The following is a 22,364-nucleotide window of genomic DNA, read 5'->3' on the forward strand; positions in this document are numbered from 1 at the left end:
ACAAATAATGTAATAATTCAGTTGTACGCAGGGTACTTGGAAGACTGATAGCAAGCGATCGCAATCCTACTGAGGAATATATAGTGGCAATCTCCTATTAATGCTTGGCGCTTTGTGACATTAAATTATGGATACGGCTCCCTACTGGTGCGGCTTGACTCGGATCAATAGCTACATCAACTACAAACGGCCCTGTTGCAGCTAGGGCTTTCTCCAATGCTGCTTGTATATCAGACTCGCGCTCTACACGAATACCATCAGCTCCCATTCCCCGTGCAAGCATGACAAAATCAACTGATGGTATCTCTGCATCTATATTTTTAAATCCCAGTGATGCCATTCCTTGTTTACACATGTTGTAGCCTGCGTCGTTGAGTACAATCCAAACGGCAGGAGTTTGGTATTTTACTGCTGTACTCACTTCATTGTTCATCAGCATAGCACCATCGCCAACGATCGCAACGGCTTTACTGTTTTGTGCAAGGGCTGCACCCACAACACCAGTCACAAAATGACCCATAGACCCAAAACCAGAGCCGCTTCGGTACTGCTCTGGTCTGTTAAACTTCAGTAGATGAGTTGCCCAGGCGAGCGAGTTACCTGACTCAGCCATAACTAATGTGTTGCTTGCTTGAACAATGACTTTTTGAATGATACTGAACAGGACTTGAGGACGTACCAGACGATTGTCTTGTATATCAGGCACACGATAAATAGGTTTAGGTAATTTTTTGGTTCGCAGACCAGTTGGATGTTTAGGAAAGTGCTTTAACAATGCTTTGACAAACAGTTCTATATCAGCCTGAACAGCAAAGGTTTCGGCGAATGGATATGCAGTTCCAGCTATCTCTGGATCTATATCAACATGTATAAAACCTTTTGAGGGAACCATTATCGGGTTCCAAGAAGAAGTGCGCTCACTCAAGCGGCTTCCTAGCACTAGTATTCGTGAAGGGCAGTTTTCTTGCATATATTTAAAAACAGAATTATGCCCAGCAAAACCAGTTACACCTACGAATTGCGGATGATCTTCTGGAAAAATGCCCTTACCACGTGGTGAAGACATTACAGCTACTCCCGTTCTCTTTGCAAGTTCACGGATAATCCCCGCCGCTTTCCGTGCTCCAAATCCAACCCATATCGCAAACGGGCCTTCTGACAACAATTGTACACATTTTGTAATTGTTTCTTCATTCGCACTGGCTAGGCTATGAGAAAGATTAATTTTTGGTAATGATTCTGTCAGGAAGCTAGTCTGAACATCTATGGGGAGACTTAAATGAGTTACAAAACCTCCAGGTTGTGATAAGCCAGACGCTAGTTTGCGAGAAATTTCGGGAAGTTGAGCGCCTGATTCAACAACAGTGGCGTAGTGAAACAGTGAACCAGAAGTAAAGATACCTGCATTAGGCATTGTATGTGCGCTGGTTTCCTGGAGCGCCCATCGCCCACGTTGAGCGCAAGAAGTCGAACCTGATAAGAAAATTACCTTTGCACCTTCCCAGCGAGCAGCTAAAAGACCTGTCAGAGCATTGGTAATTCCTGGGCCTGTTGTACCAAACACTACGATTGGGGAACCACTAGCAAAGTAAGCCTCTGCGACTGCAAAGGCTGCTCCTGCTTCGTGACGAAAATGAACTACTTTGATCGAGCTGTTTTCCAATGCAGCCCACAATGGTGCGATCGCTCCCCCTGAAACTCCAAATGCATACTTCACTCCCAAATCTTCTAGTATTTTGACCACTGTAGAGACGACTGAAATATTTGTAGTTAGCTCCTGGCTGTTAACAGGTATAACATCTGAGGTGGTACTTGATGGAAAATCTATCAGAGGAGGGTAACGTAAAAGCAGTGGAGATGGTAATGGAGCAGAAGAGTCAAATAAGTGTTGAAACTGTCCCATTTTCTCTGAGGTAACCGAAGCGGGGGTACGAAGTTTCGATTTTCCACTCTTCTTATTTATATTGCTAAGATGTTGTTTAAGACTCATAGGATAACCAACCACCTGGGTAAAGATTTACAGTTTATAAAGTAAAGTTACAAAGCAGAAGAATCTCTTACAAAGTTCAGATTTTTAGCTTATTTATGCCAACTTGAGTTATGAATTTGATTCAACTCTACTTAATCTTGCAATTCTCAAGAAGTCTTGTCTAGCTAAAATAAGGGACTTAAGTAGGGACTTAAGTCCATAAGTACTTTTTCCCTTTATTTTCTTAGAACGGAAGTACGTTTAACATATGAAGCTCTGATAAGCTGTTCCATATTTAATTTTCCAGATTGACCCAAGCCAGTTAAAGGTTTCAGGCTATGAATTATGCAAATTAAATGTGGAACAGCTTATCATATTTATAGTACATAAATACTAAAAAAACTTGTTTCATTAGGATTACATTCTGCCTTTCTTCGGTCCTTATCTTTACTCAAGTTAAGTTCCTGTTTAACTTCCTAATATTCAATCGCAAAAACTGTTGAATTGTATAATATAAGCTCATTAGCTGACTACTAAAGAGATTTGGAGAAGTTCAAGTTTAGCAAGCATGTGTTATGCCTATAGTACCTAAAACCTCTCACTACTGTTGTTGCAAATTGAAAAACGACCGCAAGAAAGAAGACTATACAGTTATTAAAGGAGCTATACCCAGAGACATAAAGTATAGATTCAAGGTTGTGTGCATACAGAGAGAATTAGAAATGAGTACTGTTTTAGAGGAACTCATCCAAGAATGGGTACAAAAAGAGTCACCTATTTTAGAATCTTCTGTTGATTTCGCTATAGATGACTTAGAGGATGTTAAAGGATACATCTCAAAACCTCTCAAACTTCATTTTAAAATTCTTTGTGCTCAGAAAAAGGTCAAGATGCGCTTTATCCTATACTATCTAATCAATCAATGGTTGCAATCTGTCGATCCAATTTTTGAATCTTCTAATGATTACAATCGTGAAAGCCAAAACTTGTAACATAACTTTTGTGCTTGTTGGATATTATGGAAGCTGGGGTGTTCAGCATCGGTCGTCCGTCATAATTCACAATTGAAGACGTGAAATCCCCCAGACACCACCCTAGCGTGTATACACAAATCGCTGTTGAAGCGCTGGAAGTTCAACCACCCGCAGGACAATAACCGATTTATTGGTGGTTGGCGACCATACAATAACTAGGGAAAAATTGATCTGTTAAGTTGTTTTTTGCCTCTTTATCAATAAAAACTGTCTCATAACCTTATTTTGGCGTGGATAATGGCTGATATTTGCAATTGGCGATCGCCTCTTTATATCCCAATACGGTTCAGATAACGCCACAATTCCTTTGTACAGACACACCATGACGCGTTTAGTCATACCATTTTAGATTTTGGAAAATGGAATTGACAATTGCTGTCTGCGCCCGATTTCTATCAATCTATCTGTATCAATCATTTTGGGAAATGGTATCAGACTTATTTTTGATACTAAAAATCCTTAACTGAACTGTATTGCTTTATATCCAGTCATAGAGCGCTATGGATATTTTTCGGAGATGTCTAATACATTCTGGAGCAAAAGTATGGAAAGATATGCGCGCACTAATCTTAGCCTTAATTACTTCTTAAAACAAAATAATTGTACAGTTTCACATTTTAGGAATATAACAAAATATAGAAAATTCCAAAAAGCTGCACAACGGAATAATAAGTGGTTTCACACCTTAATAGAAGCGGCTGAAACTGTCTTTTTCATCAGACAAGACACGCAATTATATTATATCAATTCAGTTGCGGAATTAATTACTGGTTACACAAAAGAAGAATTTTTTAATCAACCTGACATTAATGAACTTATACAAAAATGTTGGCATACTTGTCAACAGAAGCAATTACCCTATTCTGAACTAAAAAAAATTAAACACAATCAAGAAATCAAAATTATTAGCAAAAATGGTGAAGAATGCTGGCTAGATTGCTGTGTTCATGTGATTAAATTAAAAGGAAAACTAGCTGTAATGGGGACAGCATTCAATATTACTAAGTATAAAAAAAATGAAGCAGAAATTAGGGAAAATCTAGAAAAAGCGAAAGAATTTATCGAACTCCAGACAAATTTAGTCTCAGTAATTTCTCATGAATTTCGTGTTCCAATGCATAATATTTACTTATCTGCCAGTATATTAAAGCGTTCTGTTCAAAAATGTACTGATTTAGAAAAATTTGAATATATCAATATGATTGAAACCTCTGTGGAACAACTCAACTATTTACTAGATGATGCTCGGAATATCGTCGAACCAGATCTAGGAAAACACAAATTTGAACCGCAATTAATTAATGTTGTTCAATTATGCCAAGAGACAATCAAAAAAATGGAAATGTATGATAAACAACAGCACATAATCTCTTTTGTTAATCATAATGCTTGCCCATCAGCTTGGTTAGATAAAAAGTTACTACAGCCAATTCTTATAAATTTACTCTCTAACGCAATCAAATATTCTTCTCAAGGTAGTATTATTAATTTTGAGCTTGATTGTCAGGATGAAAATATTATTTTCAAAATACAAGATCAAGGGATTGGAATTTCAGCCACCAGCCAAGAAAAAATATTTGAAGCATTTTATCGTGGTCAAAATGTCAGTAATATTCCGGGTAAAGGAATTGGATTGGCAGTTGTTAAAAGATTTGTGGATTTACACGGTGGCACAATTAGTTTAGTAAGTGAAATTGGTATCGGTACTACATTTACTATTAAGTTGCCAATGAAGCAATTATTAGCAATTTCGGAAATTTTATCCGTTGCTTAAATAGTTCATGAGGAGCCAATAAAAATAATGAAAAAGATTTTATTAATTGAAGATGAAATACAAACTAGGAAGTTTTTTTTACATTGTCTTAACATCGAAGGCTTCCATACTATTAGTGCAGAAAATGGTATTACTGGTATAGAATTTGCAAAAGAACAATTACCTGATTTGGTGATTTGCGATGTTGTAATGCAAGAGCTTGATGGTTATGGCGTTCTAAGTAAACTACGCCAACATCCCGCTACGGCAATTATTCCTTTTATTTTTCTGACTGGGAAAGCATCTTACAGTGATATCCGTAGAGGGATGGAGTTAGGAGCAGATGACTACATAATTAAGCCTTGTAAGATAGAGGAAATACTTAAAGCAATTACAACACAGTTAGAAAAACAGAAAATCATCAAGCAGTGGTATGCTCATGAAGTACAATGTGCTGACTCTAAACTCCTAACAGATTCTCAGTGGATTTTTCCTAATTGTTCTCAGTTAAATGAAGTTTTTCAATTTATCGAGGAAAATTATTACCGTCCCATAAAACTTACTGATATTGCTCTTGTAGTTGGTTATTCTCCTGCTTATTTAACTAACCTAGTAAAACGTAAGACTAAACGCAGTGTATATTGCTGGGTTACTGAGCGACGCATGGCGCAAGCACGCTTCTTGCTTATAAATACTGATGAACCAGTTAATCAAATTGCTGCTAAAGTAGGCTACCCAGATGCAGGGTATTTCATTCGTCAATTTCGTCAACTTTATAAAATTCCCCCAAAAGCATGGAGAAAAGCACAGAGCATAGATTATATGTAGCTTATTATACCATTTAACGGTAACGCGATACATATAATAATGTAGAGACGCGTTCGCTTTTAGCGTTCCCGCAGGGTAATTTCGCGTCTCTACACCGTCTGCATTTGTATCAAGATTTTAGTGAAATGGTATTAGGCGTAGATATTCCCAATTAACCTTTTATTAAGTGAAAGGATAACCTTCAATGTTTATAAACACTAAAAACTTAATTTGCCATAGGCAGATTAAGTCAATTATTGCACCTGTTTTTGGTATAGCAGCCATGTTGATTATATGGCATTTACTCAGCTTAAATCCTGAAACATCACTACCTTCTCCATTTCAAGTGACAACTGATACTTGGGGTTTAATTATCGATCCCTTTTTTAACAAGGGAGGTAATAACAAAGGATTTTTCTGGCTGATTCTTGCTAGTCTGGAACGAGTGATGTTTGGCTACTCCCTAGCTGCAATTGTAGGTATTTCTATTGGTTTTATTATTAGTTTGAACAAATTTATTAGAGAAGCAATTGACCCGATAATTCAACTGCTGCGTCCGGTCGCACCTTTAGCTTGGCTACCTCTTGCTCAGGCTATCTTTTTGAAACCAGATCCTTCAGCTATCTTTGTAATTTTTATTACGGCAATTTGGCCAATTATCCTCAATACTGCTTTGGGTGTACAGCTCATTCCCAAAGATTACACCAATGTCTCCAAAATTTTAGGACTCACAGTTTTCGAGAACTTTTTCAAAATTCTATTACCTGCGACACTTCCCTACATTTTTACAGGATTAAGGATTGCACTTGGTCTATCTTGGTTAGCTGTTGTTGCAGCAGAGATGCTGCTGGCTTACGATGGAATAGGCTTTTTCATCATAGACGCCTACAACAACTCAAACATTAGTGAACTCATCTTGGCAATTATTTACTTAGGTACAGTTGGTTTGGTTCTAGACAAGATAATGGCTTATCTATCGTTCAAATTAACTCCACAAGAGTAAGCTTTCAATACGGAATATATAAGGAAAAGAAACTATGTCTAGTTTTGTTGAAATTAGAGGGATAGAAAAGGAATTTAAACTATCCGATGGTAGCAAAAATCCTGTCCTCAAAAACATCAATTTGGACATCAAACCAAGAGAATTTGTTTCCTTGATTGGTCATTCTGGTTGTGGCAAGTCTACCTTACTCAATATTGTGGCTGGATTGGATAAACCAACACAAGGTTATGTACAAGTTGATGGTCAACTGGTACGTAGACCTGGTTCGGATCGAATGATGGTATTTCAGAACTATTCCCTCTTACCTTGGTTAACGACTTGGGACAATGTAGCCTTAGCTGTGAATAAAGTAATGCGCCACAAATCCAAGAAAGAACGCCATCAGTTAATTACCCATACCTTGGAAATGGTTGGACTCAAAGATGCTATTCATAAAAAACCGACACAACTTTCTGGAGGAATGAAGCAACGAGTGGCGCTGGCGCGTGCTTTAGCTATTAAGCCCAAGCTGCTATTGTTGGATGAACCGTTTGGAGCTTTGGATGCACTCACCCGTAGTAATCTGCAAACTGAGTTAATGTATATCTGTAATGCAAACAATATCACTGCCATAATGGTTACTCATGATGTGGATGAGGCCCTATTGCTTTCTAATCGCATCGTGATGTTAAAAAATGGCCCCGGCGCAACTATTGATCAAGTTTTGGAAGTGTCTTTTCCCCATCCTCGATACCCGACGGAGATTATGGATAGCACCAAATATCATGCACTTCGCCATGAACTCATGCAATTTCTGCATAAACAACAGCAAGTCAAGTATATCAAAAGCGAAATTGTCAAAATTTTGTCCGACCCAGTTTAATCTCTCTCTACACAAACTTTGATGGGTAAATCAATTTTAAAACTCATTCTTTACTTTTCTTTCTCTGCTTCCTCTGAGTTCTCTGCGGTTTTTTATTGAATCCGTCGAAGTCTCTTTGACAAACCAAATAAATGTATTGCAGTTATTTTATTCACTTTCAACAGGTGAATCGATATGACAAAGTTTTCCAGACGCAAATTTTTAGTAACAACAAGTGCAGCAGCCCTGCTGACTCAAACCATAACCCATCGTGCTACCTCTGGCTCCACTACCAGCCAGTTAAATTCAGGTGTGTATGCTGGTTATAGCAATAGTCCTGAGGTGACAAAAGCGACACTGGGCTTCGTCCCTGTAACCAGTTGTTGTCCTTTAATCATTGCCAAAGCTAAGGGCTTTTTTGCTAAGTATGGTATGCCTGATATCCAGGTTCTAAAACAGCCTTCTTGGGCTGTTCAACGGGACAAACTGATGTTAGGTTCAGCTGGTGGTGGCTTAGATGGCGCTCATCTGCTCTTTCCTATGGCATATCTGATTGCGACGGGGGAGATTAGTTATGGTCGTAAAATTCCCATGTATATCTTGGCTCGCCTAAATGTGAATGGACAGGGGATTTCACTTGCTAATACCTATAAAAATTTAAACCTGGGTTTAGACGGCTTTGCGCTCAAATCTGTTTTGGCTCAGAAGGCTTTACATGGAGAAATTTCCCGGTTTGCTATTCCCTATCGACGGGTAACAGGGGATTTTTTCATGCGCTGGTGGCTAGCTTATGCTGGTATCGACCCAGAACGAGATGCATCTTTGATTGTAGTACCACCACCGCAAATGGTAGCTAATATGCGAGGCGGTACGATGGAAGGCTTTTGTGTGGTCGATCCCTGGCATCATCGTTTAATCAAAAAGAGGCTTGGATACTCAGCTGTAACTAGTGGCGAGTTGTGGAATAATCACCCAGAAAAAGCACTTGCAATGCGTAGTGATTGGGTAGATAAGCATCCCAAGGCGGCTAAAGCACTTCTAGCAGCAGTTTTGGAAGCTCAAATTTGGTGTGATAAGCCAGAAAATAAAGAAGAAATGTTTCAGATTCTGTCACAGCGACAGTGGATGGGAGTAACAAGTGATTTTCTGCGCGATCGCTTGTTAGGCAAATTTGATTATGGAAATGGGCGTGTAGTAGAAAATAGTCCTCATGCTATTAAATTCTGGCGTGAAAATGCTTCTTATCCTTACAAAAGTCATGATTTGTGGTTTTTGATTGAAGATATGCGCTGGGGGTATCGCTCACCAGAATTTGAAACTAAACCTTTAATTGAGGCTGTAAATCGCGAAGATTTGTGGCGAGAAGCAGCAAAATTCATCGGTCAGGAGAAAATGATTCCACCGAGTACATCAAGAGGTGTGGAGAAATTTTTTAATGGTTTGGAATTTGATCCTAAAAATCCTCAAGCTTATTTAAAGGCTCCTATCATCAGAAAAATCTAATTGATTTTTCTTAACACAATATGATCTCAATTAAATACATAATTCTTAATATATTCTATTGCTGCTAATAACTACTTTAAGGAAAGCTGCAAAATGAGGCATAAGAACATTGTAGGAAAATATCTATCTAGCTTATTTGAGCGCCAGTTGATGCCAACTGCTTTTAAGGTAGCTTTATTTATAGGAACTCTCCTATTTACGATCAATCATGGTTGGGCATTGTTAACTAATCAGATGACATCTGAGCGTTGGATTTCTGGAACTTTGACTTACATTGTTCCTTATATGGTCAGTATTCATGGTCAATATATTGGTAGAAAAGAACGTAAGTAGGTGGGCGGGAAAATTTCTAAGTATGTAACAAAAACTAAACTAGCACAATTAGAGCTAAATTTTACACGTTGTGTGCTGTAGTTTCCTCTTTCTGCCCTATTTGTCTACAAATTTTACTATTGATGCGGTTGAACGAGACTGTACCATGCCCTGCCTGGATAATCAAGCTCTTACTTGCATAATTTGAAAAACTGACCGAAATTCGACTTTGTAAAAGTCTGCAAGTACTTTACCTAACCAGTCACTTGGATTAGGGTTTGTATAAGAACAGATATAGATCGTTTTAAAATTCATAGGAGTTAATGTATTTGCTGAAATCCAATTTTGGAAAATCCAGACTAGAAATAACAGATTTTTATGAGAACGTATTTGGTTAGTAACAATTTCTAAATTCCATGAATTGAGTTCATCACATCTATGGCAATATTGATTAAAATATTTAATATTGCTAGCTAATATAGAAATCTCATAAGATGTACCTAATAATCCATAGATAATTTTTAACGATTCATAATTGGCGTGAAGTTCAGTTATACCTAAAATCCACCATAATCCAAATAAAGTTGCGATCGCAAAAACAAAGAAACCCAATACAAATACAAGCACAAAACAAGGATTTTTAGTGTTATAACTGAAAGTTTGAAATGCTTGCCAAAAGTGAAGATTTAATATCTGGTTTAAGCCAGAAAGCAGAATCAAGCAATGTCCAGCAAAAAAAACAAAGGACGGTAGTGAGAAAATTAAGAAAAGTATCTTTTGCGATATTTGAGTAATAATTCTGATTCGTAGACTTGGATAAGCTGAGAAAATTTGGAATTGGCTAGGAATTTTATTGAAGTTTGACATAATGTCTATATAGAGGAATTGTAAATTTATTCAAAGTAAAAATTTCAAGATTAGCTCATATAGAGCAACCGTTGCTTAAGAGGATATATAAAAAATTTAAACGTACTCCAGGTGTATAAAGTATTATATCAAAATTATTTCTACAAATTTTTGTATCTTTAAAGAACCTACTAAAGAACATATTTGTGAATTTTTATTAATTGTAAGAAATTATTTTCAAGCCTTTTAAAAACAATAAAACAGAATAAATAAAAATAAATATAGAAAATAATCTTTCATAAAAATATTGTGAAGCGCTTGCAAATATAACTTTTCCAAAAGTTAAATATACCGAAGCAGAAATTAAACAAAAAAGCAAAGTCTTATAATTAAAAAGATAAGGTTTAAATACTAAAAGTAATCCAATTTGGAAAGTAGCAAAAATTACGTAACAAAATGATATACAAGCAATAATATCTTCTTTTCTAGTATGCTGACTACTAGCAAATACTGAAAGTAGCGCTCCCCCTAAATTAGTAAAACCATGTATGACTCCCATAATAATTAAAAAAGGTTTTTGAAATTTATAAATAATCTGTTGCATCCATTTTTTTAGTGTAGGTATTATTCGGATTAAAAGAGAAAAAAACAAAACAAATGAAACAGCTATTTCGAGATTTAGTTTTACTTTTGTATACATATACAAACTCATACATATAATCACAAAAGGCAAACAAAATAGCATAAAACTATATACGGTTTTATGGCTAATATTTTGTCTGTTATGATATAATTGAAATAAATTAATAGTGATTGACGAAGGCAAAAGAATTACTAATATTTGCTCATATGGAAATCCAAATAATAGCAAAGTTGGTGTACCAAAAAGTAGCAACCCCATTCCAAATAAAGAATGAAATATGGAAAAAAATAGAACTACAAATATAGATAACATACAATCTCTACCCAATTAAATAGTTAAAATTAAACAATTAATTATTCTGAACATTCATGTATTGAAAAAAATGAGAAATTAAAGCTTACTCTTTTGAATTCAACAAATACATCTTTATTATCAACTTAAGCAAAGTTTTAACTAATTATCCCTAATATGATATTCCAAACTATGCAATATAGTGAGAACTTTTAGTAACGGTAAGTGATAAAGGGTCGCTAAAGTCTTTAAGAGCGTACATATATAAAAACATAAAACATAGCAGAGCTACGACGCTACACAAGAAACAATGATCTGGTGGTTCATCTGAATAAGACTGAAAATATGTTTGCTATTTATTACAACTACTTAGTACTACAAAATGAAGTACAGAATGTGGATTATAAATTTTCTGTCTTTTGAATAAGCATCGCAGCCCAAGTAGTTCCTGTACCTATTGTGTAGAGAATTACGAAATCGCCAACATTGAGAAATCCTTTTCCTCTCCTCCAGACATCTGTTAAATTACGAATAGTATCAACATCACCCACATGTCCATAATCAGAAATATTATCAAGAAAAACTTTACTCGTTGGAATTTTAAGAATATTACAATATCTTTGCCAAGCGAAACGCGTTGTATTTTGGGGTATAATCATACTGATATCATCGAGTGCAATTGAATTTCTTTCTACTAAAGTTTTGATGACATTTGCTCCTTGCTCTATAACTAATTGTGGTTTTCTAACAAAGTCAGAAAATTTATTAATACGACTATCTTCTATACTTACAAAATCAATTATCGAACAATTAGTTTGATCTGCCGAAAGCTCTATAATTCCAACACCATCACTTACTAGTGTACCTTTTTCCATTATGCTTAATCGTCTGTCATTGGTGTAAAAATTTCTTGATAAAATTAAAATCTTCCGAGCTGATTTATCTCTTAGCATGGAGAGAGCTATTCGCATAGCCATCAATGTGCTAGCACACTCAACTGCAACATTAAACAGCAACGCATTATCCAATTTGAACTCATCTTTTACAAAGTATGGAATATTAATGCATTCACTCTCATCATCAGCCCATGAATGTCCGGATGCAATAGAATCACCAGCAGCATATATTAAGACATCTATTTCTTCAGGTTGTGAATTGGATTGTAAGAAGTACTTTTCTAGTAATTGATAAAAACGTAATAACTCATTTTTTCGCTCATCAATGTAAACAAACTCTACTCCCAGAGTTTGAACCAACATCTCGGTAAACTGCTTGCGATTAAACCCATGAGGTAGCTTAGATTCAGACAAATTGCTGATAAGTTCTTCAATAGGAACCGATTGTTCACTAATGTAGTAGTCAGAGTAACTAATTCCTGGGGAGATCATTTTCATTTATATTCTTACTTAGAGAGCGTTTTCACTATTAACTTTTAAAGTTGAAAGATGAGATAAAAATCAAAATGCACCGATCTAAATTCTAAATTATTTAAGTTAAGTCGGCACAAATAAAGCTAACTAGTTGAGGTCGTAATTTATCATTTATTAATGATAAATTTCATACAATACATGCTTTCTTTTCATAACATAGTAATGTTTATTCGCGCCGACTTACTTATTTTTGTACCTCCTAAAAGCGCGCCCAGAGTGTAGTTCAGTATAGTAAACAAGACTATTTCTTGTTCTAAATATCTGGGCAATTGCAATTATTTCTGTCTAAGTTTAGCTTCCATTACAAGATTTGCTAAACTTTTTATGGTAATTTTTTCTGATGAAAGAAACACAGACAAACTGAAATCTACACCAAAAGCCTCTCTGATTCTTAATAATATTTGAGCAGCCAATAGTGAGTGTCCTCCCATTTTAAAAAAGTCTTCTTCAAAATCGACTTCATTCAATTTTAATGCTTCTATAAAAAAGGCTGCAATTGCAATTTCAAAAGTTGTTTTTGGATTTTCAGTAGGATTTTGATCATTATTTTTATTAGTGTTATTTTTAAAAGTTTTTAGTATTTTTCTGTCTATTTTGCCATTAGGATTTAAAGGCATTTTACTAATAAAAATGAATTCATTGGGAATCATATAATGAGGTATTTTATCAGTTAAATGCTGGCGTAAAATGTCTATAATTTTATCATCTGTATCTTCTGTGTTTGCAAGTAAATTACCACGAACTATGTAAGCTATTAAGCGCTGATCTCCAGGCACAATCTCTTCAACTATTACTACAGCTTCCTTTACTTCTGTGTGTTGACGAAGTGAGGTTTCAATTTCTCCAAGTTCAATACGTTGACCACGTATTTTTACCTGATGATCAAGTCGTCCAGAATATTCTAAATTACCATCTGACCGATAACGAGCCAGATCCCCCGTTTTATAGATCTGTACATTTGAATTAGAATTAAATTGACCAAATATAAATTTCTCTTTCGTTAAAATTGGATCATTAATATATCCCTGTCCTATTCCATCTCCAGCTATACACAATTCACCAATCTCACCAAAAGGAACAGGATTTAGATTCTCGTCGATCAAATAAATTTTTGTGTTAAAAATAGGCTTACCAACAGGGACTGATGACGAGATGTATTCTTTAAAATTAGATAGTCTGTAAAATGTGGATACATCTGAACATTCTGCTACTCCATAAACATTAATAAATTCTGCATTAAAAAAATCGCAAGAAATACAGTTTTTAAGCCTTGAGGCAGAAATAGGTTCGCCTCCTAGAAAAACTTTTCTTAAAGACATTAGTTGTTTAAAAGTTTTGTCATTATGCATTTCGACTAATGCATAGAAAGAACTAGGTGCACAATTAATTAGAGTAATTTGTGATCTGCAAATGGTTTCCAAAGTCAGAGTTTGATCAAAATAGTCTGATGCTAATATATGTAATTCTCCTCCACATACTAGTGGCATCATAATACTTCTTTGAGTTATATCAAAACTGAAAGAACTAATAACAAGTACCTTGTCATCTGAGTTAATTTGAAATTCTTGAACAAACCAATTCAATAAATTAGTCCAACCGCGATGGTAAACTGCTGTGGCTTTTGGCTTACCTGTAGAACCAGAAGTAAAGACTGCATATGCAAGACTGTCTAGAGTAGTATGAGTATCTGTAAGATTTTCACTGCATTCTCCTGCAAACTGTTCCCAACTTGCATCTAGACAAATGATTTTCGCGTCACAATCTGGTAACTGATTTACAAGACGTTCCTGAGTCAACAGAACGCTGACAGGAACTTCTTTAAACATCTGTGCTAAACGATCATTCGGGTATGTTGGATCATATGGCAAATAGGCTGCTCCAGACTTAAGTATACCTAGCAAGCCAATGACCATTTCAACAGAGCGATTGATAAATAGTCCAACTGGTATATCTGAACTCACACCTATCTGCTTCAGGAAGTGTGCAAGTTGATTCGCTCGCTCGTTAAGCTGTCGGTAAGTCAACTTCTCATTCCCAAAGACAATTGCTATTGAATCTGGAGTACGTTCCACTTGTGACTCAAATAGTTCATGAGCACATTTATTAGGGTATTCAGTCTCAGTATTATTCAATTTCGCTAAGATTTGAAAATATTCTTGTTCTTGTGAAGATAAATCTTTAAGTAAATTGCTCATGATTGAACTCCATTTTTAATTGTCAAAATATATGTAATAGTAAGCTGTTCTACATTTAATTTACATAAACTAGAAGGCTTGTCCGGTCTACTAAACAAGACTTTGATGAAAATTAAATATGCAAATTAGATGTGTAAAAACTTAAATAGTTTCTCGTTTTCTCAAATAAGTTTCTGATCTGTTTAGCTGATAAAACTTATTAAAAGCTTTGTATGTAATAGACATCTCCAGAGATGGGATATCGACTCTGGCTATATAAGGCTTTTGTATTTTTTTGGAGATGTCTAATGTTTTTCTATTTAAGATCATTTTCTACAATTCTTAGACAATCTACAGATTCCTAGAATTGTTATTGTAAGAACGATTTGATCTATATTCCTTGATCATCCAAATTTTAGATTTTGGATGCGTGGATTTTAGATTATTTTTTAGGAAATAGCCCCGCCATGTTAAGGCGGAACAAATCTAAAATCGTCAATTTAAAATCTTCAAGCCCTGCACCCAAGGAGTAATTGGAGTCAATCTAAAATCGCAAATCTAAAATCCAAAATCGATTGACCAATCATTCCAATTAACGGTACAAGCCCCCAGATTTCATTAGAGTTTTTACTGTGCCATTCATCTATCAGTTCTGTGAGATCACATCTTGCACCAATAAAAATTGATGTAATTTCATTACTCAGTAAAAAAGTGAAAACCTTGATTTGTTGATAAAAGCCCATAAAAATGAGGTAGCTTTATCGCGCATATTTTTACTTTATCTGAGGTTGTACGTAGAGGTGCAAGATCTGAGTTAGTAAAACAGGTTCTTTAGATGTCTATTGACACTATGCTTCGGCAGTAATTTGAAAGGAAAAAGTCGGATTCACACATTCACCCGGCGTTTCAACTGTTGTTGCAACAATATTTGTGAATCCTTCAAGCAAGTTTAATAGATGGGCTTTATCAGGAATCATGTGCCGGGTATGCAGAGATGCAAATCTCTCAAAGCGCTCCATTAGAACATTTGTCTTCTCCTGTGATGAGAAATGATTTGGAAATAGCAGTGAACCATATTTTTCAAACAATTTGCGTGCGCGGTCAGCATATGCTCTTCTTTGTTCTTCAGTTGTCGGCTCACCAATCATTGCAGTTGTCACAAGACTACCGCCTGGCTTAAGTACCTTCTTCCAAACAGATACCGCCGGACACTTTGATTCTGCATTTAAGACTGTGAGAAATTCATCAGTCACTACCAAATCGAACGATGCAGGTTCAATGTCCGCAGTGAGAATATTTGTATGATGTGTTGAAAGCGAAAAACCATGTTTCTTGGCATACCAACGAGCTGATTGAAGAGGAGTTTGGCAAATATCATAAAGAACTAATTCAGGTTGTGCATTTGATGCCTTCATCGCGTCATAAACGGTCCGGATCATACCATAATCAGCCGCGGCAGATATCATTACTCTAGCAGTTCTATTTTTTGAAAATACATTACATAGAGCTTCTTGGTAGAAAGGATACCAGCGTGGGATCGCAACCATGTTTAAGAGTTGAAGATACTGCCAAGTACCATGATACCATCCACATGAATTATCCTCGCTCAACAATTTCGGTTTTTCCTTTCTCCCCCACTCTTCCATTCCTCCGCTTGACTTGCCTTCACACATTCCATCTGACCATTCTTCCATCAGTATCGAAGACTCTTGCAATTCCAGAAGTTCTTCCTCGGTAACAATGTTATTTAAGGAATTGCTAATATACTCATTGAGTAATGTTGAATCTTTTTCTTGAGTCTTTTGAAACATATTTCGTTACTTCCTGGTAAAAGTTTATTTTGATAGCAAAACCTTAGTCTCTACAATTAATTCTTGTACCTTCCGTCTAACAGGTGGTCTCCTGAGCAATCTCTGTGTTGCCAATGAGTTTGCTTCTAATTTGAGTAAGGAATATGCCTTGCCGCCAGAGTGCAAATCTTTTTTGAGAGTTTCCTCTTTCAAACTTGCAGTTTGATCAAAGATTTTGGATTAAGACTATACTATTATTGTTTGGGACAGTATAGATTTTGTATGGTAATTTCCCATTTTTTACTCTTCAGTTAGCATTAAAACCCATATCTTGATGAATGTCAACTAGTTTATTTTTTTATTCATAATAAGCAGTTTATAAAGTATAATTCCATCATAATTCATCACTAGTGAAAAATAAAATATTTGGATTAGCTAGATTTGAATGTTTAAGTTTTTAGACCATAAAAAACTTAAAATTACTTATAAATTCAACTAAAAATTCAGGATGATCAAGATATATTAAATAATATTTAACCTGATTTATGCTGAATTATAAAACTTTTAGTTATAAAAATTGATAAGCTGATGTGCGCTTAGATTAAATATTCTTGCGTTAGGGCTGTGCAGGGTCACTCGATTTTGGATTTTGGATTTTAGATTAACCTCTTCTTTAAAAAAGAGGCTTGAAACCATTTATTTTAGATTTCAGATTTTCATTTTAATCAAAAATCTAAAATCTAAAATTGTTCGGTCAACAGTCCAAAGTCCAAGCTAGTCTTTGACTCTGGACTATTGACTTTTGACAACTGACACTGTGATATTGAAAATTTTTCAGTCTTAAGCTTTAATTTTTAGTTTCTACTAGAAAAGAAAAGCTCAAAACTTGATTGGATAAAATTTTTAGCGCTTTGCTATGATTATTGTTTTCCAAAAGTGACATAAAAGGGTTATAAACTACGTCGTATTCAAAAACTAACTCATATTCAAGTTCGCCATGTTAACTGGATGCATTGAGAACAAGCTATCTACCTGTTCAGTGATCGTAGAAACCCAAATATACTGATTGAGGGATTCGGAAGATTTTGGCGAAGTATCCAGAAGAAATGGGATTGTCTTTAATTGTTGAAACATTTTAAAGGCAATGAAACCAAGACTATCTCTAACAGTTTGCACTATGCAACCTAAGCATTTTGGGTTTTAAGCAGCATGGTTAGACTGACAAAATAATCTCCTTTTGCCCGAATAACCGCTCACTAACGATCCCCCGGCGATCGCACTCTTCAATAAGTTTATTGGACTCAACAATAATCGGTTGTGAGGCCTCTCTATTTGCAATATCGGTCAGATGATTCATCCAAGGTTCTTGCCCCATGGCATAGACATAAACCTGATCAGGAGCAAAACGCTCAACCATGTCTAAGGCTCGTTCAAAGTTGGAGCCGTCGAGCCTACGGGATTGATCCATCTCTCGAGGAATTGGCTTGGTTAACAATGGGCCATACAGCCACGATAGAGGAGCTCCATCACACTCCATCCCAATAAACAACACATCTAATTTTCCTACCAATTCCCGAAGGTGGTCGTATAGCTTCGGTTGCAAGTTATTAGAATCCGCTACACAGAGAATAGAGTGGCCTTTCAGATGAATCAGATGTGCCAGCTTTGTGCGGATATTCAGATCTGAATGTTCGCCAAGAAAGGGAAGTCCAGTAAGTATTCCGTCAGCAACTTCTATCTCTTCCATCTCATCCATTTCAATCACATTCTTGAAACCAGTATGCTTTAACACTAGTTTCAAGGAAGGATCTACTAGTACTCCACCGCTGTTCTTTGGAACAACAATAGTTCCAATCTTATACCGCAATTGTAATAGTACCTCAAACAGGATATGATCCTGATGGTTATGCGTAATCAGGACATAATCAATCTTTTCTGGTAAATCTGCAAACGTGTAGCGAGGAATACCCCGATCATCATATTTATAGCTAATTAACGGATCTATCAGAATAGAGGTGTTTGAAGTTTCTATAAGAAGGCAAGCATGGCCATAGTAACGAATGCGTACATCTTTATCTTGGTAATTCTGGCTGGGCTGTGGAGGTTCCTCCGTAAAGAATGAGTAGAAAAGCTCATCTTTATCATTGTCCAAGAAATTTAACTGTTCTTTAATATAGTTCAGCGGTTTAGGGAATGTTTTCATCTTAAACAACTCATCAATTCCTTTATGGGAAAAAGGAATATGCAGGTTGAGGTAGTTGGATTCATAAAGCCGAGGTGTTGACAGAATAAAGGCCCGGTCATCATTGTCAATTAAAGAAAGGGCGATGCTTTGGGCGGAAGGTTTGTAATAGGGGCTTTTATAAAGTAGTCCTTCAAAGAAGCGTATGGACGGATGATTATGCAGATCGTACACCAATTCGACATAACCTTGCAAAAGCTCTGGCATCTCTTGGTAAAGCGCTTCTAGGGAATATCCAACAGCTTCAGTTTGAAGTTTTTCATCAAAGGTCTTGAGGGCAGAAGCAAACTGTAGCAGAAGCTCATTTTCTTGAAGAGTTTTCTCTAACAAGTCCTTGATATCACCTATACGTTCCAGAGGATAATGAATGAAGGGACCACCCCGGGTAGCCGGGTCTTTTTGTGCATGGATGTGGATTTGTGGTGCTGCAATGAAAGAGCGAAGAATGTTTAAATGTACGTTTTCCACATACATAGCTGCTGTTGTGGGAGCAATGAGATAAGACCAGGCATACCATTGATTGAAGAGCGGTTCTACTAGAACATTTTGCCTGAGGTAGAGATTTTGTTGAGTCATAAAGCTTTCCTACTTAATGTCAAATAGATCACAATATTTGAGATACTTCTAAGGTACTTAGCCGTAAAGTTTTTAGCCTGAAGTTGTTACTGGTATAGTGAGGTCAGAAGCACACTTTAAGATACTTATAACTTTTATAACTTTACAAAAGTTATAAGTATGGCGACAAACTTACGCTTTAAGTTATGGCATCATCAGCAGTACTGTTATGTGCCTGTTGAATGCAAGCCTTCAAACGCTCTGCTAAAACTTGAACGTGGGGTACAGTCATCATCGTAATATGGTTGCCAGGAACAAACTGGATATCCACTGCTTTGCTAGAAAAGGCACTCCACCCCCAAGCTGAATCTTGTAAAAGCTTCGACTCTATAACAGTCTGCTCTTGTAAACTAGACTCGCTGGCGCGAAACAGAGTAATTGGCAGCGGATGGATCTGTTGTGGTACATACTCGGCGTTAACGTCAGCCTTGTAAGCCTGCAACAAGTGATTTAAATAGATGGTATCAGCATCGGGAGGCAGAATGTCAATCATTTTCAAGTACTCTAAAACATATTTAAATTGCTCGCTCGGAGCTAAGAGTGCAATCGGAGCAGCATCTATATCCAAGTCCCTTGCAAAGACAATTTTTAGAACATTAGCAAATTCAATCAGCCATCTAGTATCGTCCCATTCTTCTTGCTTGACCTGAGGAAGTGGTGCTGTGGTATCAAGAATGGCAACTAGAGCCACTGTTTGTCCCTGACGTAGTAACTGTTGTGCCATTTCATACACCAGTTTGCCACCAAAAGAATGTCCGGCTAAAAAATATGGTCCAGTGGGCTGCACAGTCTGTATTGCTTGAATGTAGTGGGCTGCTATCTCCTCAACTTTTCTGATTGGGGCTAATTCTCCATTTCGATGTTGGGCTTGGAAAGTGTAGAAGGGTTGGTCTGTACCGAGACAACGGCCTAAGTTATACAAGTAGAACGGAAAGCCACCAGCACCGGGAAGACAGAACAAAGGTGGATTGGAACCGTTGGTCTGAATTGCAACTAAGGCTGATCCATCAGAACCGTCTGTATCTTTTTGCACGATAATCGCCAACTCTTCAATTGTTGGATGTTGGAAAATAGTGGCTAAGGGAATATCTTTACCAAAATGCTGTTTAATTTGAGCAATTAGATAGGGAGCTAAGAGGGAATGACCACCGAGATCAAAAAAGTTATCTTTTACTCCCACATTGTCAAGCTTGAGGATTTTTGACCAAATTTGGACTAATTGCAGTTCTAATTGGTTACGTGGTGAAACAAATGTGTCTAAAGGAGTGCGTTGAGAAGGTATGGGTAGGGCCCGACGGTCTATTTTGCCGCTCGGAGTTAGCGGTAACGATTCCAGGATGACAAATGCACTTGGTACCATGTAGTCTGGTAGCTTCGATTTCAGGAATTGCCGTAGTTCTCTAGTTGTCGGTGTCTGCTCTGCCTGCGCTACGATGTAAGCGATTAGACGTTGGTCTGTTGCGGTGTCTGAGCGCGCGATGACGCAATTGGCTTGCACATGCGGATATTGGCTCAGTACGGCTTCGATTTCGCCCAATTCGATGCGGAATCCTCGTATTTTTACCTGGTTGTCGATGCGCCCCAGGTATTCTATATTGCCATCCTCTAAATAGCGTGCTAAATCCCCCGTTTTATATAATCTACTCTCTGTTTCCTTAGAAAATGGGTTAGGGATGAATTTTTCTTGTGTTAACTCTGGGCGGTTTAGGTACCCTCTTGCTAACCCCGCACCACCGATGTGTAGTTCTCCTGGTACACCCACAGGTACTGGTTGCAGATACTCGTCCAAGATGTAGATTTGAGCGTTGGTTATTGGGCGACCGATGGGGACAAATTGTCGCTCAGTTCCTTGGTTGCAAGTCCAGAACGTTGCATCAATACAAGCTTCTGTTGGTCCATAGATATTGTGCAAATTCACATTGAGGTTGCTGAACAACTTCTCTTGCAGAGTAATAGGTAAGGCTTCCCCTCCGCAGAAGATTTGTTTAAGCGAATAACAAGTTTCAATTCCTCTTTGTTCTACGAGTATTTGTAGCAAAGATGGTACAAATTGAACAGTTGTTACCTGCTGTTGGGCAATTACCTTTAATAGGTAAGCAGGATCAGCATGACCTCCTGGTTGAGCCAATACCAATTGTCCACCTACTAACAAAGGAGCGTAGAATTCCCAAACTGAAGCATCAAAGCTAAAGGGAGTTTTTTGTAGGACTTTGTCTTTTTCAGTCAAGGGGAATGTTGCTTGCATCCAGAACATATGGTTACAAAGGCTGCGGTGAGAAAGCATCACTCCCTTGGGCTGACCTGTAGAACCGCTCGTATAAATTACATAAGCCAAGTTAGTTGCTTGTACAGTGGCGATCGCATTATCCTGGCAAAACTTAGAAATTAACTGAATATCAGTATCTAAGCATACAACCTGCGCCTGATGTGTAGGCAAATTTGCAAGCAGTCGCTGTTGTGTCAATAATACCTTCACAGAAGCATCTTCAAGCATAAAGGTCAAGCGGTCTGCTGGATACTCAGGGTCAAGAGGCACATAAGCACCACCTGCTTTGAGAATACCAAGTATTGCCACAACCATCTCTAAGGAGCGCTCTACACATATCCCCACCAGCACATCCGCTCCCACACCCAAGGACTGCAAGAAATGYGCTAATTGATTGGCACGACTATTCAATTGGTGGTAGGTCAATTGTTGATTGTCATACACAAGCGCCAGTGCATCTGGAGTACGCCCTACCTGGTCTTCAAATAACTCATGTATACACTTATCTATTCGATAATCTGCTTGAGTATTGTTCCATTCAACTAGTAACTGCTGTTTCTCAGATTCTCTCAACAAAGGCAATTGCCCTATATGCTCACTAGGATTGTTCACAATAGCTTCAAGCAAGGTCACATAATGACCGATCATCCGCTCTATTGTACTTGCATCAAACAAGTCAGTATTGTATTCCCACATCCCCAGCAGCCCATCAGTGGTGTTCTGCATCGATAGGGTGATATCAAACTTCGCTGTTGCACTTTCTATTGGCAATAAATTCACACTTAACCCTGTTAACTCTAAGGTCTCGGTGGGGGCATTTTGAAGAGCAAACATTACCTGGAATA

General features: G+C 37.1%; 16 protein-coding genes. 7 read left to right on the plus strand and 9 right to left on the minus strand.

Features of this window, described 5'->3' with window-relative positions:
• Nucleotides 1-97: 97 nt before the first annotated feature.
• Nucleotides 98-1,903, minus strand: coding sequence for a thiamine pyrophosphate-dependent enzyme (locus B4U84_RS27435; RefSeq protein WP_131121291.1), 1,806 nt, complete (start codon nt 1,901-1,903; stop codon nt 98-100).
• A 788-nt stretch (nt 1,904-2,691) separates the two neighbouring features.
• Here B4U84_RS27435 and B4U84_RS31765 point away from each other — a divergent pair.
• From B4U84_RS31765 to nrtS, 7 genes are all read left to right on the plus strand, one after another.
• On the plus strand, nt 2,692-2,961 hold the full coding sequence (locus B4U84_RS31765; RefSeq protein ID WP_242677727.1) for a hypothetical protein: 270 nt from the start codon (nt 2,692-2,694) through the stop codon (nt 2,959-2,961).
• Between the two features lie 559 nt (nt 2,962-3,520).
• The gene (locus tag B4U84_RS27445; RefSeq protein ID WP_131121293.1) at nt 3,521-4,777 is read left to right on the plus strand and encodes a PAS domain-containing sensor histidine kinase; all 1,257 of its coding nucleotides are present in this window, start codon (nt 3,521-3,523) and stop codon (nt 4,775-4,777) included.
• Between the two features lie 27 nt (nt 4,778-4,804).
• Complete coding sequence (locus B4U84_RS27450) at nt 4,805-5,584, plus strand: response regulator transcription factor (protein ID WP_131121294.1); 780 nt, start codon at nt 4,805-4,807, stop codon at nt 5,582-5,584.
• Nucleotides 5,585-5,768: 184 nt separating this feature from the next.
• A complete protein-coding gene (gene ntrB / locus B4U84_RS27455; protein ID WP_131121295.1) occupies nt 5,769-6,566 on the plus strand; it encodes a nitrate ABC transporter permease in 798 nt (265 codons plus the stop codon).
• 34 nt (nt 6,567-6,600) lie between these two features.
• Nucleotides 6,601-7,428, plus strand: a complete 828-nt coding sequence (locus B4U84_RS27460; RefSeq protein ID WP_131121296.1) for an ABC transporter ATP-binding protein — start codon at nt 6,601-6,603, stop codon at nt 7,426-7,428.
• A gap of 174 nt (nt 7,429-7,602) precedes the next feature.
• The gene (locus B4U84_RS27465) at nt 7,603-8,910 is read left to right on the plus strand and encodes a CmpA/NrtA family ABC transporter substrate-binding protein (protein WP_131121297.1); all 1,308 of its coding nucleotides are present in this window, start codon (nt 7,603-7,605) and stop codon (nt 8,908-8,910) included.
• A gap of 93 nt (nt 8,911-9,003) precedes the next feature.
• Nucleotides 9,004-9,243, plus strand: coding sequence for a nitrate/nitrite transporter NrtS (gene nrtS, locus B4U84_RS27470; RefSeq protein ID WP_165490371.1), 240 nt, complete (start codon nt 9,004-9,006; stop codon nt 9,241-9,243).
• 162 nt (nt 9,244-9,405) lie between these two features.
• Here nrtS and B4U84_RS27475 read toward each other — a convergent pair whose 3' ends face one another.
• The 8 genes from B4U84_RS27475 to B4U84_RS27510 all read right to left on the minus strand — a co-directional run.
• Complete coding sequence (locus B4U84_RS27475) at nt 9,406-10,089, minus strand: hypothetical protein (RefSeq protein ID WP_131121298.1); 684 nt, start codon at nt 10,087-10,089, stop codon at nt 9,406-9,408.
• 196 nt (nt 10,090-10,285) lie between these two features.
• The gene (locus B4U84_RS27480; RefSeq protein WP_131121299.1) at nt 10,286-11,023 is read right to left on the minus strand and encodes a TSUP family transporter; all 738 of its coding nucleotides are present in this window, start codon (nt 11,021-11,023) and stop codon (nt 10,286-10,288) included.
• Between the two features lie 380 nt (nt 11,024-11,403).
• On the minus strand, nt 11,404-12,396 hold the full coding sequence (locus tag B4U84_RS27485) for a 3-oxoacyl-[acyl-carrier-protein] synthase III C-terminal domain-containing protein (RefSeq protein ID WP_131121300.1): 993 nt from the start codon (nt 12,394-12,396) through the stop codon (nt 11,404-11,406).
• 311 nt (nt 12,397-12,707) lie between these two features.
• A complete protein-coding gene (locus B4U84_RS27490; protein WP_131121301.1) occupies nt 12,708-14,627 on the minus strand; it encodes a non-ribosomal peptide synthetase in 1,920 nt (639 codons plus the stop codon).
• A 518-nt stretch (nt 14,628-15,145) separates the two neighbouring features.
• Nucleotides 15,146-15,349, minus strand: a complete 204-nt coding sequence (locus B4U84_RS27495) for a hypothetical protein (RefSeq protein WP_017308567.1) — start codon at nt 15,347-15,349, stop codon at nt 15,146-15,148.
• A 105-nt stretch (nt 15,350-15,454) separates the two neighbouring features.
• A complete protein-coding gene (locus B4U84_RS27500) occupies nt 15,455-16,417 on the minus strand; it encodes a class I SAM-dependent methyltransferase (protein ID WP_082068468.1) in 963 nt (320 codons plus the stop codon).
• Between the two features lie 1,192 nt (nt 16,418-17,609).
• The gene (locus tag B4U84_RS27505; protein ID WP_131121302.1) at nt 17,610-19,214 is read right to left on the minus strand and encodes an MBL fold metallo-hydrolase; all 1,605 of its coding nucleotides are present in this window, start codon (nt 19,212-19,214) and stop codon (nt 17,610-17,612) included.
• 178 nt (nt 19,215-19,392) lie between these two features.
• Nucleotides 19,393-22,364 (minus strand): non-ribosomal peptide synthetase (locus B4U84_RS27510; protein WP_131121324.1); only part of this gene is annotated, 2,972 nt, incomplete at its 5' end.

This window comes from Westiellopsis prolifica IICB1 (assembly GCF_004323185.1).
Classification (GTDB): Bacteria; Cyanobacteriota; Cyanobacteriia; order Cyanobacteriales; family Nostocaceae; genus Pelatocladus; species Pelatocladus prolificus_A.

Bases quoted from the DNA above. Each gene is read 5' to 3' on its own strand.
- B4U84_RS27485 (WP_131121300.1), bottom strand. From the start codon at position 12,396: ATGAAAATGATCTCCCCAGGAATTAGTTACTCTGACTACTACATTAGT.
- B4U84_RS27465 (WP_131121297.1), top strand. From the start codon at position 7,603: ATGACAAAGTTTTCCAGACGCAAATTTTTAGTAACAACAAGTGCAGCA.
- B4U84_RS27460 (WP_131121296.1), top strand. From the start codon at position 6,601: ATGTCTAGTTTTGTTGAAATTAGAGGGATAGAAAAGGAATTTAAACTA.
- B4U84_RS27480 (WP_131121299.1), bottom strand. From the start codon at position 11,023: ATGTTATCTATATTTGTAGTTCTATTTTTTTCCATATTTCATTCTTTA.
- nrtS (WP_165490371.1), top strand. From the start codon at position 9,004: ATGAGGCATAAGAACATTGTAGGAAAATATCTATCTAGCTTATTTGAG.
- B4U84_RS27505 (WP_131121302.1), bottom strand. From the start codon at position 19,214: ATGACTCAACAAAATCTCTACCTCAGGCAAAATGTTCTAGTAGAACCG.
- B4U84_RS31765 (WP_242677727.1), top strand. From the start codon at position 2,692: ATGAGTACTGTTTTAGAGGAACTCATCCAAGAATGGGTACAAAAAGAG.
- B4U84_RS27490 (WP_131121301.1), bottom strand. From the start codon at position 14,627: ATGAGCAATTTACTTAAAGATTTATCTTCACAAGAACAAGAATATTTT.
- B4U84_RS27500 (WP_082068468.1), bottom strand. From the start codon at position 16,417: ATGTTTCAAAAGACTCAAGAAAAAGATTCAACATTACTCAATGAGTAT.
- B4U84_RS27495 (WP_017308567.1), bottom strand. From the start codon at position 15,349: ATGGGCTTTTATCAACAAATCAAGGTTTTCACTTTTTTACTGAGTAAT.
- B4U84_RS27450 (WP_131121294.1), top strand. From the start codon at position 4,805: ATGAAAAAGATTTTATTAATTGAAGATGAAATACAAACTAGGAAGTTT.
- ntrB (WP_131121295.1), top strand. From the start codon at position 5,769: ATGTTTATAAACACTAAAAACTTAATTTGCCATAGGCAGATTAAGTCA.
- B4U84_RS27435 (WP_131121291.1), bottom strand. From the start codon at position 1,903: ATGGGACAGTTTCAACACTTATTTGACTCTTCTGCTCCATTACCATCT.
- B4U84_RS27445 (WP_131121293.1), top strand. From the start codon at position 3,521: ATGTCTAATACATTCTGGAGCAAAAGTATGGAAAGATATGCGCGCACT.
- B4U84_RS27475 (WP_131121298.1), bottom strand. From the start codon at position 10,089: ATGTCAAACTTCAATAAAATTCCTAGCCAATTCCAAATTTTCTCAGCT.